The sequence below is a fragment of the Actinokineospora globicatena genome, from assembly GCF_024171945.1.
In the GTDB taxonomy this organism is placed as follows: Bacteria; Actinomycetota; Actinomycetes; order Mycobacteriales; family Pseudonocardiaceae; genus Actinokineospora; species Actinokineospora globicatena.
Map to the genome: position 1 here is coordinate 862,039 of NZ_JAMTCR010000002.1, position 12,579 is coordinate 874,617.

Here is a 12,579-nt window from a genome sequence, read left to right on the forward strand (position 1 = left end):
CAAGGGAGTTCAGGCGCGAACACCCTAGCGCGGCACCGTCTCGGTGCCGCCGTCGGGCATGACCGGGATGTCGCGCGGTTCCGTTTTCAGCACCAGCACCACGGCGACGAGCAGCCCGAGGGTCGGCCCGGCCACCAGGCCGACCACGGCCTTGAGCACGGTGTCGCCCGGCCACACCAGGAGGGCGACGGCGCTGGCGGTCGCCACCACCGCCCACAGGCCGAGCACCTCACCCGGGCGGACCCTGGCGACGAGCACGGCGGCGAGCAGCTGCACGATCGCGACCAGGACGGCCGACCAGACCAGACCGGCCACGGCCCACCCCGGCACCTCGTAGCGGTCGCCGAAGAGGAGGTCGACGACCCACGGGCCCGCGAGCCAGCCGATGAGCGCGCCGAGCAGGGCCAGCACGACGGTGCCGAGGGTGCCGAGCACGAGGAGCTTGCGGAGTCGGCGGACGCCCTCGGCGGTGGCGGAGAGCCGGACCACGAGCGGGATCGCCAGCGCTTGCAGCGCGGAGAACAGCACCAGCGGGACCCGGGAGACGGCGAGGGCGGCGTAGAGGCCACCGAGGCGGTCCTGGTCGCCGCCGGGGGCGAGGATGCCGACCATCGCCGGGTAGCCGGTGATCACGCTGGCAGTGAGCGCCGAGCTGGTGAACAGCAGCAGCATCCGGCGCAGGATCGTGGGCGCGGGGTCGCCCGGCACGGTCGGGTCGAGGGTGGCGCGGGCAGGGCGCAGCACGACCAGCCAGGCGAACGAGCCGACGGCGACCGCGACGGCCAGCGTGATGAGCCCGTCCAGCGCGGCGAGCACCAGCCCGACCATGATCAGCGGCCTGCTGCCCGCCTCGACCAGCAGCAGCAGCGAGTACGCGTTGACCTCGTTGTTGCCGACGAGCACCCCGCGCACGGCGAACTGCGCGGCGAACCCCAGTCCGGCTGCGAACACGACCACGGCGAGCCCGTAGTGCTCACCGAACAACCGCTCGTTGACCCACGGCAGCAACGGCACCGCGGCCGCCACGGCGGCGACACCGAGGCCGACGTACAGCGTGGTCAGGCCGTCCGCGGCGAGCTTTCCGCCGCGCTGCCTGGCCACCGCGGACTGGCGCGACAGTTCCTGCTCCAGCGGGGAGAGCGCGCTACCCAGGCCGAACAGCAGGCCCCAGAAGGTCATGAAAACGGCGTAGTCGGCGGGGGTGAACAACCGGCCGGTGAGGATGACGACGCCGTAGCTGAGGATCGATCCGGCGATGATCGCGATGCTGATCCGGCCGACGGAGCCACCGACGCCGCGCGTCGCCTCCGGGGTGCTGCCGCTCATCTAGCGGCGCAACTTGGCGCGCAGGGCGAGGAACAGGCCGCGGAGGACACCGAGGCCGAACCCACCCGCGAAGAGGGGCAGCAGCGTGGAGACCGCGCGCGCCTCGGTGTTGGTCGCACCGCAACGCTTCGCGACAGCGCCACCGGCAACAGCGCCGACAACGCCCGCGACCAGAGTGGTCTTAGGGCGCTTCACCAGTGCCACGACACCGACAGCACCAACTGCCAGCGCACCGAACAAGGCGGTGCGGGCAGGGCCAGCGGAGGTGAGGTAGCTGTCGACGTAAGTGGTGCCACGGAAGTAAGAGTGCGACGCGAACTTCTTCAGCGACTCACGACCGTTGTAGACGGCGGCGAACCCGGGCGAGATGTTGATCCGCTCCCGCTCGACGATCCACCGCAGCACCCTGGTGTCGTCGCTGGCGAGCTTCACGTCGTCGTAGAGGGAGTCGAAGTCGCCGAAGGCACCCGCGAAGATCTCGCGGGGCGCGGCGAAGAACGTGGTGCCCTTGGGGAAGAGGTCGAACTCCTCCGGGCCGAACGAGGTCAGCCTCGGGTCGGCGCAGTAGCGGCGCCACGGGATCTTCACCAGCCCGGCCATGAACCCGGCGTACGGGTTGCCCTCGGAGTTGACGGTGATGTGGCCGTTCCACACCCGCCGCTCGGGGTGCTCGGTGAACTGGTCGCGCAGGTAGGTCAAGGAGTCGGGCTCGACGATGACGCGGCTGTCGAGCAGGACGACCTGCTCCCCCGTCGCCTCGGCCAGACCTGCCTTGCGCGCTTCGAACCGGCCGCGGTTCTCCTGGCTGACGACGGTGATGTTGTCGTACTTCTTGGCCAACTCGGCGAGCCTGTCGCCGGTGCCGTCAGTACTACCGTCGTCGACGACGACGACCTGGGCCTCCCACCGCGCACGGTCGAGCGAGACCATGAGGGCCGCGATGGACCGCGGCAGCCAGGACTCCTCGTTGTAGACGGGGATGACGACGCTCAACGCGGGCACCGAGGCGTTCACAACGCCTGACCATACCCGGGCACGTGGGTGGTCTGGACTGCGCCTATGCTGGCCGGGCTCTGCCGTCGAGCCGAAGAGGCCAGCTGGTGATCTCCTTCATCCTCGGCACCACCGCCGAACTGATCAAGATCGCGCCGGTGTACCACGCGATCGTCAACCGGGGCACGAAGCCGAAGATCTGGTTCACCGCGCAGCACGTGGATGAGGTCTCCGAGGTGCTCGCCGACCTCCAGCTGCCCGAGCCGGACGCGTGGCTGGTGCCGCGCTCCAAGGCGCGCAACCTGGAGACCCCGTCGCAGGTCCCCGGCTGGGCGCTGACCGTCGCCCGCAACGCCTGGGCCCGCCGCGCGGAGCTGCGCGCGATCCTGGCCGAGGACGGCCGCCCGCCGCTGGTCATCGTGCACGGCGACACCTTCACCACCCCCGGCGGCGCGCTGATCGCCAAGCGCTTCCTCGGCGCGCGGGTCGCCCACGTCGAGGCCGGGTGCCGCTCGGGCAGCCTGCTCAGCCCGCTGCCGGAGGAGATCAACCGGAAGGTCGCCGCCAAGCTCGTCGACCTGCACTTCGCCCCGTCGGCCCGCGAGGCGCACAACCTGCGCAACGCCCGCGGCGCGGTCATCGACACCGGCGCCAACACCGCCATCGACGCGCTGCGGATGGCCGTCAACGGCACCTTCCCGGACCTGGACCTGCCCGCCGAGTACGGCCTGGCGACGCTGCACCGCTTCGAACTGGTCTCCCGCGCGGACAAGTACCGCGAGGCCCTCGAGGCCCTGCGCGACCACAGCGCGAAGCTGCCGATCCTGTACATGGCGGGCGCCCCGGAACGCGAGCGGATCGAACGGCTCGGCCTGGGGAACCTGTTCGACAGCAAGCGGTTCATCATCCAGCCGAAGATGCGGTACCTGCAGTTCCTGCCGCTGATGGCCCGCGCGAAGTTCGTGGTCACCGACTCGGGCGGCTTGGGTGCGGAGTGCTTCTACCTCGGACTGCCGTGCGCGATCCACCGGGAGCGCACGGAATCACCGCAGCACATCGGGGAAACCGTTGTGCTGACCGGGATGCAGAAGGACAAGCTGGCTGACTTCCTGGCCACGTACCAGAACCGGCGCGGTCCGTCGCTTGTGGACCAGTACCAGCCGAGCGAGATCATCGTGGACACGCTGGCCCAGCTGGGGCACTGCTGATCTTCGGAGTTGCTCTCGGGGGGCGGGCCTGGTGCTCGCCCCCTTTGCTTTGTCCATAGTGGAGACTCTTCGCGGGTGAATCTCGCCGCCGGTGGACCCGTTTCCCCAGGTCGAGTTATCCACAACCCCCCGAGTTGTCCACAGCCCAACCGCACCCCTAGGTCGCACCCCCCACCCCCGGTAGACTGGCACTGGGGACGCCCCCCGGAGAGGGTGGGGGCTGGGGTGCCGGAGGCGGCCCCCGCGTGCACGGCGTGGTTGGGGCGGGGATGGGCCCCACGAGGCGGGTTCGGCCGTCCGGGAGCCATCGCGGGGCGAAGCCCAGGGCGGGCCGCACCAGGCGGAGCCGTGATCCCGCTGGTCAGGGGTTAGCGGTCTTGCCAGGACTTCAGGAGGGCAGCCACGTCGGCGGGGAGGTCCGGGAGGGTGTCGGACTCGCCTGCGAGGTACGGCACCAGGGCCGCGAGGGAGTCCTCGGGGACGCCGCGGCGGGTGAGGCCGACGGTGTTGTAGCCGATGGTGCGGGCGGGGTTGCCGACGGCTTTGGCGAAGGCGGGGATCTCGCGGATGACCACGGTGCCCATGCCGACCATGGCGCCGGGGCCGATCTGGGTGCGCTGGTGCACGACGACGCCGAGGCCGAGGTTGGCGCCGGTCCAGATGCGGCAGTGGCCCGCGATCTGGACGCCGCTGGTGATGGTGACGTCCGAGTCGACGGCGCAGTCGTGGGCGATCCAGGAGCGGCCCATGACGTAGCAGCCGGAGCCGACGGTGGTGACGCCGAACATGCCCTGGGTGATGGACACCGATTCCTTGAAGGTGTTGCCGTCGCCGATCACCACCCCGCCGCCGCCGGTCTCGCCGTCCCAGCCGACGGGGTGCGGGCCGCCGCGGTAGTCGGCTGGTTGGCCGATGTCCACGCGCGGGCCGAACCAGTTGCCGCTGCCGATGCGGGCGGGGCCGACGAGCACCGAGTACGGGCCGATGACGTTGTCGTCACCGAGTTCGACCTCGGGGCCGATGACGGCGGTGGGGTGGATCCGGTTACCCATCAGGCGTGCGCTCTCAGGACATCACGGCGGCGACGGCGCGGTGCGACGGCAGGATGGAGCGGCGCTCGGCGTCGGCGTCGACGCGGCCCGCGATCAGGTCGAGGAACCGGTCGAGCTGTGTGGCCAGCGGTTCGCGGGCGGTGACCAGCTCGGGGATCTCGATGATGCTCTGCTGCCGGTAGCCGCGGCCGTCCGGGGTGAAGGCGTCCTGGACGACGTTGCGGTAGACGGTGACCGTGCGGCTGAGCAGGTCGACCTCGATGAGCCGGTCGAGCTCGTACACCGCGAGGGTGCGGATCTTGCGCTGGCCGATGCGGCTGGCCGACACGGTGGCGACGCCGGTGGTGAAGGTCAGCACCGCCTCGACGACGTCCTCCGCGCCGGGCACCGACGACGGGTGGAACTGGCCGATGCCCGAGGACACCCGGACCGGCTCGACGCCGCGGAAGACCTGCAGCGCGATGTCCACGTCGTGCACCAGCAGGTCCCACGCGACACCGGTCTTGATCCGGGGCGCGTACGGGGAGTGCCGGGTGGCGGCGACGTGCACCGGCGCGTCGATCAGGCCGAGCGCGGTCATGACCGCCGGGTTGTAGCGCTCCAGCAGCCCGCACATGATCGGCAGGCCCGCCTTCTCCGAGAGCGCGAGGACCTCCTCGGTCTGCGGGAGGTTGGCGCACACCGGCTTCTCGATCAGCAGCGGCTTGCCCTGGCCGAGCACGTCGAGCGCGACCTGGTGGTGCGCCTCGGTCGCGGCGGCGACCACCACGGCGTCCACATCGGACAGGTCGCCGAGCTCGGGGCGCCACGTGGTCTCGTACTTCTGCGCGGCCGCGGTGCCGAACTCCTCGCGCGGGTCGATCACGACGGCGAGTTCGCAGTCGGGGCTCCCGGCGATGACGCGGGCGTGCAGCGAGCCCATCGTGCCGACGCCGACGAGCGCGATCCTGGGCAGTGCGGTCATGCGCCGAGCACCTCGCGAACGGTGGTGACGATGGTGTCGATCTGGTCCGCGGTGAGCTTCGGGTGCACCGGCAGCGACAGGGCCTGCTCGGCGACCTTGGTGGCGACCGGGGCTTCGGAGGCGATGACGCGCGGGTGGTCGCGGTAGCAGTCGTAGTCGAAGACGAGCTTCGGGTAGTACGTGCCGTTGCCGATGCCGCGCTCGGTGAGCTTGGCGGCGAACTCGTCGCGGCTGACGGCGGCGTCCTCGGTGACCAGCACGGTGTACTGGTGCCACACGTGCTCGCGGCCGGGCAGCACAGCGGGCGTCTCCAGGCCGGGGATGCCCGCGAGGCCCTCGGTCAGCGCGGCGGCGTTGCGGCGGCGCGCGTCGGTCAGCGTCGAGAGCTTCTCCAGCTGCGGGATGCCGACGGCGGCGTGCAGGTCGGTCAGCCGGTAGTTGTGACCGGCGACCTCGTACTGGTAGCGGGCGCGCATGCCCTGGTTGCGCAGCACGCGCAGCCGGTCGGCGAGCGCGGCGTCGCTGGTGGTGATCACGCCGCCCTCGGCGGTGGTGACGTTCTTGGTGGCGTAGAGCGAGAAGCAGCCGATGCCGTAGCTGCCAGCCGGGCGCCCGTCGAAGGTCGCGCCGACGGCCTGCGCGGCGTCCTCGACCACGGCGAGGCCGTGCTCCTCGGCCAGCGGCACGAGCTTGCCCATGTCCGCGGTCTGCCCGTAGAGGTGCACGGGCATGAGGACCTTGGTCCGGTCGGTCACCGCGGCGGCGACCGAGTTCGGGTCCAGGTTGAAGTCGGTGCGGCTGATGTCGGCGAACCGGGCGGTCGCCCCCGCCTCCAGGATCGCGTTGAGCGTGGCGACGAAGGTGAACGGCGTGGTCACCACCTCGTCACCGGGCTGCAGGTCGAGCACCTCGATGGCCGCGACCAGCGCCGTGGTGCCGTTGTTCACCGCCACCGCGTGCGGGACGCCTGCCACCTCCGCGAAGGCGTCCTCGAACCGCTTGACCATGGGACCCTGCGCGATGACTCCGGACCGCAGCACTTCCAGGACCAGCGGCTCGGCGTCGGCGACGTCGACGACGGTGATGGGGATCATGCCTCGCTCAAGCTCCAACCTCGGGGGACGCGGTCCTGGCGGATCGCGTCCCCACGGTACCGGCCGGGGCCGGGGTCACTCCGTCTGGCCCGGGCGCAGCACCGGGCCGCAGGGGCGGCGGTTGGCGGTCTTGTTGAGCTCGAGGATCGGCTCGACCCTGGCCCGGGTGTACTCGCGCAGCCGGGTGAGCGTGGCCTCGTCGGTGACGACGTCCTTGCGGACCCAGTAGCCGACCAGGTTGTACGAGGTCTGGATACCGGGCCAGCCGCCGGGCGCGTGGTAGATCAGGTGGTAGTCCTGCTCGAACCGCGGGTCGATGTTGAAGCCGAGGGACAGGTCCCAGGTGCCGATGAAGGTGATGAAGCTCGGCTTGGCCTCGTTGAAGGTGTAGTCGCGCAGGCCTGCCACGTCGGAGCGGCCGAGGAACTCGGCCATCTTGGCGTCGCCGAGCCCGGCCAGGTCGATCAGCCGGAGCTTGCTGGCCATGGACTGGCCGCCGAGGTCGATGACCCCGGCGCTGAGGTCGTCGCGGCCGACGATGTCGGCCATGCCGTTCATGGTGCGGGCGTCGCGCTCGACGACGACGCACAGCGGGGTCTTGGCGGCCATCCGCCAGTCGCGGGCCGAGATGTCGAACTGCACGAACGAGATCGCCCCGGCGATGACCAGGCCGACCGCCAGCAGCACCCGGGCGCGGACGCGGGCCACGTCCCACACGATGGTGAGCGTCACACCGCCGATGAGCGCGCCGAGGGTCCAGATCGGGGTGGCGAAGCGGAACTCGCCCATCCAGTCGGCCTGCAGCACGCAGAACGCGAGGACCGCGAGGCCGAGCGGCACGAGCAGCCCGGCCAGGTGCGCCCTGGTCGGGGTGCGGCGGGCGAGGGTGGCGGCGACCAGGCCGACGACGAGCAGCGCCGAGGCCCAGCCGACGTAGTCGACCAGCAGGCTGGGCTTGCCCAGGTCGGCGAGCACGGGCAGCGGCTGGTCCTTGGCCACGGCGGTGTTGGGCACCAAGCGGTGGAAGGTGAACCAGCGGTAGACCAGGTAGGCGCCGAAGGGCACCGCGAACGCGCCGACGGAGATGGCGCCCGCGACGAACGTCTGCTTGATCCGGTCGCGGCGCAGGAACAGCAGCGCGACGATGCCGAACGCGCCCGCGTAGACCGCACCGTCCGGCCTGCTCAGCGCCGCACCCGCGGCGAGCACGCCAACGAGGGTGGCGGTGCGCCAGTTCAGCAGCCGGTCCGCGGCGATCGCCCTGGTCAGCACAGCGGCGACGGCGGTGACGAACAGCGCGTAGACCGGGTTCTCCAGGCCGGAGACGATCCAGATGACGAACGAGGGCATGGCCGCCAGCGCGGCACCGGCGAGCAGCGTCGCGATCCTCGGCCGCTTGGTGAGCACCTTCGCGGTGGCGTAGAACAGCGTCAGGATCCCCGCGCAGCAGGCGATGGCCAGCGCCTTGGGGAACAGGATGTAGTCCGGGACGCCGAAGATCGTGCCGTGGTCGAAGAGGCCGACCAGCGAGCCGAGGGCGAGCAGCACCAGCCAGGTCGGGTTCGAGAAGCCCTCGACCGGCTCGAGCCCCGGCTGCAGGACCGGGCCGTGGCCCTCGGCGACGTTGCGGGCGTACCCGAAGGTGATCGCCGCGTCGTCCATCATCCAGTGGCCGTAGATCATCCCGTGCGCCGCGATGAGCGCCGTACCAGCCGCGATCGCCGCCACCGCGCCGAGGCGACCGGCGAGCACCCGGTTCCGGCGGGCGGGTGGGACACTCTCTTCGTCCGGGTTCGGTTCCACCACTCGGTCCTGGGATAGAGCGACGCTCACCAGCTGGCTCGCTTTCGTAGACACGACGCGTCAGGTTTGGGGCACTGAAGGTTACCCAGGGCGTTCACACACGTTCGAGAGGGATGTGGGATGGCTCGCAAGGTGACGGTCATCGGCGGCGGGATCGTCGGCCTCGCGGTCGCCAGGTCGCTGGTCCAGCGCGGGGCGCAGGTCACGGTGCTGGAGAAGGAGTCCCGGTGGGGCGCGCACCAGACCGGCCACAACTCCAACGTCGTGCACGCGGGGCTGTACTACAAGCCCGGGTCGCTCAAGGCGCGGATGTCGGTGGCGGGCAACCGGTCCATGGTGGAGTACGCGCAGGTCAACGGCGTTCCCGTTGAGGTGTGCGGGAAGTTGGTTGTGGCAACCAGCGAGTCGGAGCTGCCCGCGCTGGAGGTGCTGGCGCAGCGCGCGGAGGCCAACGGGGTGCCCGCGAAGTTGATCACCCAGGGCGAGGCGCGGGAGTACGAGCCCGAGGTGGCCGCCGTCGCCGCGCTGCGGGTCGAGAGCACCGGCATCATCGACTTCCCGGCGGTCTGCGCGGCCATCGTGCGGGAGCTGGAAACTGCCGGTGCGGATCTGCGGCTGTCCACCCCGGCGCTGGCGATCCGCACGTCGGAGCAGGGTTCGGTGGAGGTCGCCACCGGGGACGCGATCGTGCGGTCGGACGCGCTGGTCAACTGCGCGGGCCTGCACAGCGACCGGGTGGCGCGGATGGCCGGGTTCACCCCGAAGGCGCGGATCGTGCCGTTCCGCGGCGAGTACTACGAACTGCGGCCGGACCGGTCGCACCTGGTCAAGGGCCTGATCTACCCCGTGCCGGACCCGACGCTGCCGTTCCTCGGCGTGCACCTGACCCGGATGCTGGACGGCAGCGTGCACGCCGGACCCAACGCCGTGCTCGCGCTGCGTCGCGAGGGGTACCGGTGGGGTGACATCTCGGTGGGCGACCTGCTGGACACCGCGCGGTTCCCCGGCACCTGGCGGCTGGCCCGCAAGTACGCGTTCCCGGTCGGCTACGAGGAGGTGCGCCGGTCGCTGTCCAAGCGCCGGTTCGCCGCGAGCCTGGCCAAGCTGGTGCCCGCCGTCGGCGCGGCCGACCTGGTGCGCAGCGGCGCCGGGGTGCGCGCCCAGGCCCTGCTGCCGGACGGCTCGCTTGTCGACGACTTCCTGGTCGAGCAGGGCCACCGGCAGGTGCACGTGCTCAACGCCCCGTCCCCGGCGGCCACCAGCGCGCTGGAGATCGGCAACCACCTGGCGGAGCTGCTTTTCACCACGATCTGACCTATCGTCCCCGGGGTCGTTCGACACGGGGTACGCGGAAGGGCGAGACATGCGGCCGATCACACACGCCGACTACCTGGCCATGCGCCGGTTCGACGCGCTGGACGGGCTACGGGCGATCGCGGCCGTGCTGGTCGTGTTCTCGCACTTCGCCGGACCGGAGCTGGCGTTCCTCAACGGCTTCCTCGGCGTCGACCTGTTCTTCGTGATCTCCGGATTCCTGATCACCACGCTGGCGCTGCGCGAGGAGGTGCGCAACACCAAGATCTCGATCAAGGAGTTCTACATCCGCCGGGCGTTCCGCATCCTGCCCGCGTACTACGTGATCCTCGCGGCGGTCGCGGCGATCCTCTGGCTGCGCGACGAGTACACCGCCAGCGGCATGCCCGGCCACATGCCGTACTACCTGTGGTTCAACCAGGAACTGGCACCGCCGAACTGGTGGTTCGGCCAGAGCTGGACCCTCGGCATCGAGCAGAAGTTCTACATCGTCTGGCCCCTGCTCCTCGCCGCCACCTTCATGCTGCGCCCCGCCTGGCGGATGCTCGGCACAGCCGCCCTGATGGCCTCGACCTTCTTCCTGCTGCCGTATGCCTCCCCGTACCTGATGATCATGATCGGCTGCCAGGTCGCGTTCCTGCTCAACTCCGCCAAGGGCTTCCGCGTCCTCCGGCCGCTCACGCACCCGCTGATGGCACCGCCGATCGCGGTCGCGGTGCTGCTGGTGCAGATCAACATGCCGTACATGTGGGAGTGGAAGGGCGGGCTGCTCCCGGTCATCCTCTACACGGTGCTGTGCGCGGCCTTGGTGATCGCGACGCTTGGACCGGGCCCGATGCAGTGGGTGCTTACGCTGCGCCCGATGGTGTTTGTCGGGGAACGCTCGTACTCGCTATACCTGCTGCAGAACATCGCGGGCTTCGCGGTGGCTGCGGCCATTCCGCAATTCGCGCCCCACGGGCTGACCACGGCCGTCGTCGTGACCATCGTGGGCGTCTTCATGGCAGACGTCGTGTACCGCCGGGTCGAACTACCGATGATCGCTTTGGGCCGGAAACTGATCGTGTTCCTGCGTGCCCGGAAGCTGGAACGCACCTCCGCGGAGCCCACCCCGGCACTCGCTGGCTGATCCGGCTCCGGCTTGGCAATCGCGGCGCGCTCGCAGCTGACCGAGGGCGATTTCGGCCTGCGTCCAACTGCCTTTCATTGCCCAATCGAGTGAATCTTTCCGCGGGCCCCAAGGTTTTCCCAGGTCACGTCTGTCCACAATGCCCCGAGTTGTCCACAGCCCAACCGCACCCCTAGGTCGCACCCCCCACCCCCGGTAGACTGGCATCGGGGACGCCCCCCGGAGAGGGTGGGGCTGGGGTGCCGGAGGCGGCCCCCGCGAGCGCGGCGATGCCGGGCGGGGACGGGCCCCACGAGGCAGGTTCGGCAGCCTGGGAGGGCGCCGCGAGGCGAGGTCCCGGGGCCTTCACAGGCGATGCCCCCGCTGACCGGGGGTCAACGGGGGCATCGGCAAGACGGGGTCTAGGCGGTGGGGCGGAGGACTTCCAGGCCCAGGAAGGGGCGGAGGGCCTCGGGGACGACCACCGAACCGTCGGCCTGCTGGTGGTTCTCCAGGATGGCGACGATCCAGCGGGTGGTGGCGAGGGTGCCGTTGAGGGTGGCCGCGGTCTGGGGTTTGTTGTTCTCGTCGCGGTAGCGGACGCCCAGTCTGCGGGCTTGGAAGGTGGTGCAGTTCGAGGTGGAGGTCAGTTCGCGGTAGGACTGCTGGGTGGGGACCCAGGCCTCGCAGTCGAACTTGCGGGCGGCGCTGGTGCCGAGGTCGCCGGTGGCGGTGTCGATGACCCGGTAGGGGACCTCGATCTTGGCCAGCATCTGCTTCTCCCAGTCGAGCAGGCGCTGGTGTTCGGCGGGGGCGTCCTCCGGCTTGCAGTAGGAGAACATCTCGATCTTGTCGAACTGGTGGACGCGGATGATGCCCCTGGTGTCCTTGCCGTACGACCCGGCCTCGCGGCGGAAGCAGGTGGACCAGCCCGCGTAGCGGCGGGGACCGGCGGACAGGTCGATGATCTCGTCGGCGTGGTAGCCGGCCAGGGCCACCTCGGAGGTGCCGACCAGGTACAGGTCGTCGTCGCGCAGGCGGTAGATCTCGCTGGCGTGGGCGCCGAGGAAACCGGTGCCCGCCATGATCTCCGGCCGCACGAGCACCGGGGGGATGACCAGGGTGAAGCCCGCGGCGGTCGCCTGGGCGGCGGCCAGGTTCAGCAGGGCGAGCTGCAGCTGCGCGCCGATGCCGGTGAGGAAGTAGAAGCGCGAGCCGGAGACCTTCGCGCCGCGTTCCATGTCCAGGGCTCCCAGCTTGACGCCGAGGTCCAGGTGGTCGAGCGGGGTGAAGTCGAACTCGCGGGGGGTGCCGACGTGCTCGAGGACGGTGTAGTCGTCCTCGCCGCCGACCGGTGCGGCCGGGTCGACCAGGTTCGGGAGGGCGCGGTGCGCCTCCTCCAGGGCCTGCTCGGCCTCGTGCTGCTCGGCCTCGGCGGCCTTGACCCCGGCGGAGAGGTCCTTGCCCTTGGCCAGCAGCGCCTCGCGCTCCTCGCCCTTGGCCTTGCCGACCTGCTTGCCGAACAGCTTCTGCTCGGCGCGCAGGGAGTCGGCGCGGGAGATCACCGTTCGGCGCCGGTCGTCCGCGGACAGCAGGGCGTCCACGGTCGCGGGGTCCTCACCGCGGGCGCGCTGCGAGGCGCGCACGGTGTCCGGGTCTTCGCGCAGAACCTTGAGGTCGATCACGGGTGCTGAGCGTAGTCCGCACCGGCCGGGTC

At 70.7% G+C, this 12,579-nt stretch carries 10 protein-coding genes; 3 read left to right on the top strand and 7 right to left on the bottom strand.

Annotated elements, in window-relative coordinates; all coding sequences use genetic code 11:
- Positions 1-24: 24 nt before the first annotated feature.
- Positions 25-1,326, bottom strand: coding sequence for a lipopolysaccharide biosynthesis protein (locus tag LV79_RS04055; protein WP_253832166.1), 1,302 nt, complete (start codon positions 1,324-1,326; stop codon positions 25-27).
- A complete protein-coding gene (locus LV79_RS04060) occupies positions 1,327-2,340 on the bottom strand; it encodes a glycosyltransferase family 2 protein (RefSeq protein WP_253832168.1) in 1,014 nt (337 codons plus the stop codon). It abuts the gene before it with no gap.
- Between the two features lie 86 nt (positions 2,341-2,426).
- Between LV79_RS04060 and LV79_RS04065 the strand changes: the two genes are divergently transcribed.
- A complete protein-coding gene (locus tag LV79_RS04065; protein ID WP_253832170.1) occupies positions 2,427-3,527 on the top strand; it encodes a UDP-N-acetylglucosamine 2-epimerase in 1,101 nt (366 codons plus the stop codon).
- Positions 3,528-3,895: 368 nt separating this feature from the next.
- Here the strand turns inward: LV79_RS04065 and LV79_RS04070 are convergent, their stop codons facing one another.
- The 4 genes from LV79_RS04070 to LV79_RS04085 all read right to left on the bottom strand — a co-directional run bounded on the left by LV79_RS04070 (position 3,896) and on the right by LV79_RS04085 (position 8,494).
- Positions 3,896-4,579: an LbetaH domain-containing protein gene (locus LV79_RS04070; protein ID WP_253832172.1), complete on the bottom strand. Its 684-nt coding sequence runs from the start codon at positions 4,577-4,579 to the stop codon at positions 3,896-3,898.
- Positions 4,580-4,592: 13 nt separating this feature from the next.
- Positions 4,593-5,543 (bottom strand): Gfo/Idh/MocA family protein, encoded by a 951-nt coding sequence (locus tag LV79_RS04075; RefSeq protein ID WP_253832174.1) that lies wholly within the window; start codon positions 5,541-5,543, stop codon positions 4,593-4,595.
- Positions 5,540-6,637, bottom strand: coding sequence for a DegT/DnrJ/EryC1/StrS family aminotransferase (locus tag LV79_RS04080; protein ID WP_253832176.1), 1,098 nt, complete (start codon positions 6,635-6,637; stop codon positions 5,540-5,542). Before LV79_RS04080 ends, LV79_RS04075 begins: the two co-directional genes overlap by 4 nt.
- A gap of 75 nt (positions 6,638-6,712) precedes the next feature.
- Positions 6,713-8,494, bottom strand: a complete 1,782-nt coding sequence (locus LV79_RS04085) for a glycosyltransferase family protein (protein ID WP_253832179.1) — start codon at positions 8,492-8,494, stop codon at positions 6,713-6,715.
- Between the two features lie 66 nt (positions 8,495-8,560).
- Here LV79_RS04085 and lhgD point away from each other — a divergent pair, with 66 nt between their 5' ends.
- Positions 8,561-9,754 (top strand): L-2-hydroxyglutarate dehydrogenase, encoded by a 1,194-nt coding sequence (lhgD, locus tag LV79_RS04090; RefSeq protein ID WP_253832181.1) that lies wholly within the window; start codon positions 8,561-8,563, stop codon positions 9,752-9,754.
- 49 nt (positions 9,755-9,803) lie between these two features.
- On the top strand, positions 9,804-10,883 hold the full coding sequence (locus tag LV79_RS04095) for an acyltransferase family protein (protein WP_253832183.1): 1,080 nt from the start codon (positions 9,804-9,806) through the stop codon (positions 10,881-10,883).
- Positions 10,884-11,284: 401 nt separating this feature from the next.
- On the opposite strand, the gene serS is transcribed toward LV79_RS04095, so the two are convergent.
- Positions 11,285-12,547: a serine--tRNA ligase gene (gene serS, locus LV79_RS04100; RefSeq protein ID WP_253832185.1), complete on the bottom strand. Its 1,263-nt coding sequence runs from the start codon at positions 12,545-12,547 to the stop codon at positions 11,285-11,287.
- Positions 12,548-12,579 lie beyond the last annotated feature (32 nt).

Coding starts and splice junctions, on each gene's coding strand:
- LV79_RS04095 (WP_253832183.1), top strand. CDS start 9,804: ATGCGGCCGATCACACACGCCGACTACCTGGCCATGCGCCGGTTCGAC.
- lhgD (WP_253832181.1), top strand. CDS start 8,561: ATGGCTCGCAAGGTGACGGTCATCGGCGGCGGGATCGTCGGCCTCGCG.
- LV79_RS04080 (WP_253832176.1), bottom strand. CDS start 6,637: ATGATCCCCATCACCGTCGTCGACGTCGCCGACGCCGAGCCGCTGGTC.
- LV79_RS04075 (WP_253832174.1), bottom strand. CDS start 5,543: ATGACCGCACTGCCCAGGATCGCGCTCGTCGGCGTCGGCACGATGGGC.
- LV79_RS04055 (WP_253832166.1), bottom strand. CDS start 1,326: ATGAGCGGCAGCACCCCGGAGGCGACGCGCGGCGTCGGTGGCTCCGTC.
- LV79_RS04070 (WP_253832172.1), bottom strand. CDS start 4,579: ATGGGTAACCGGATCCACCCCACCGCCGTCATCGGCCCCGAGGTCGAA.